Source organism: Pseudoalteromonas sp. S1650 (genome assembly GCF_005887195.1).
Classification (GTDB): Bacteria; Pseudomonadota; Gammaproteobacteria; order Enterobacterales; family Alteromonadaceae; genus Pseudoalteromonas; species Pseudoalteromonas simplex.
In genome coordinates, this window is sequence record NZ_PNDF01000124.1 from 1 (window position 1) to 290 (window position 290).

Genomic DNA, 290 nt, shown 5'->3' on the forward strand with positions numbered 1-290 from the left:
CTTTGCTATCAAATGGTGCCATCGTGATTCCAATTCTGGCAAGAATTATCACTTCATTGTTCCGTAGTTTGATAGGCTCATTAAGAGTACGTTGAATGGTATTCGCCACTTCCATGGCGTGAGTTTGATGCTCAATACCACTTAACAGGACTGCGAACTCATCACCACCTAAACGTGCAATGGTATCTTCGGTGCGTAAACGCTTTTTCAAACGATTAGCAACTTCAACCAATAACTGATCGCCCGCATCGTGACCTAGCGTATCGTTGATACGTTTAAATTCATCTAAG

At 42.4% G+C, this 290-nt stretch carries 1 protein-coding gene; it reads right to left on the reverse strand.

Annotated elements, in window-relative coordinates:
- The coding region (locus tag CWB80_RS21755; RefSeq protein ID WP_138686307.1) for a diguanylate cyclase domain-containing protein at nt 1–290 on the reverse strand (290 nt) is incomplete at both ends.